The organism is Bacteroides sp. AM16-24, from assembly GCF_003471885.1.
In the GTDB taxonomy this organism is placed as follows: Bacteria; Bacteroidota; Bacteroidia; order Bacteroidales; family Bacteroidaceae; genus Bacteroides.
In genome coordinates this window covers 786-1,706 of record NZ_QRKI01000048.1, presented here as the reverse complement: position 1 = coordinate 1,706, position 921 = coordinate 786, and the positions used below count along the sequence as shown (strand labels likewise).

Genomic DNA, 921 nt, shown 5'->3' with positions numbered 1-921 from the left:
AGTGTGGCTCCTGCCGGTGCGGGTAAAGGCATTCTGGGATTTACGGCTGCTTTACTGGATCCCACACAGGAGTATTACGACCAGATACGCCGCACGAACAAGAAAGCTTATGAGCAAGCTTTGTTGGGATGGGAAGCGGAGCAGCAGCAGGCACGACGCGAGAAGCGGCTGCCGGACATCAACCTGAAACCGGAAGAGCCGAAGGCGCAGTACCTTAAAATATCGGCTACCACGAGTAAGAGCCGTCTTATCGAACATCTGGCAGCTGCCGGTGAGGTGGGCTGCTGCATGACTACTACAGAAATCAATACGATGATTTCCTCACTGGGGCAAGATTGCGGCAAGTATGAAGATATCCTGTGTAAGGCCGCCCATCACGAGGAAGTCTCTTCATCGTACAAGATAGATGGCGAACCGATAGTGGTGCAGCATCCGCACCTGGCTCTCAATATCGCCGGTACGCAAGAGCAGTTCTGCGTTTTTTTCCGTTCACTTGAAGTGGGACTTTTTTCCCGTTTTGCATTCTACACCCGTCAGCAAAACCAACAATGGGAATCGTGTGCGCCGGGTGATGAACAGGTGGACCTTCGCCGCTACTTTCAGAGTTTGGGGAAGGAGTTGCTTGAGATGCACAAGGTACTTTTGGAGTCGCCTACGCAGGTCACTTTCAGCCTTTCGCAGTGGAAACTCCATACGGAACTTTTCAGTGAGATGCTGCGCCGTGCATTGGTGGAGGGGCGTGACTCTTCGGGCAGTCTTATCCGCCGTGCCGGATTGTTGGGCATGCGCCTGGCTGCTGTCTTTACTGTTTTCCGCAAGTGGGAAGATTACCGTTATGCCAAGGAATATGGGTGTACGGATGAAGATTTCCATACGGCAATGGATATCATCCGTACGCTGGTGGAGCATAGCCTCCTGCTT

At 52.7% G+C, this 921-nt stretch carries 1 protein-coding gene; it reads left to right on the top strand.

Features of this window, described 5'->3' with window-relative positions; translation table 11 throughout:
- Nucleotides 1–921, top strand: a 921-nt coding sequence (locus DW182_RS22000; RefSeq protein WP_233564209.1) for a DUF3987 domain-containing protein, incomplete at both ends; no start/stop codon positions are given.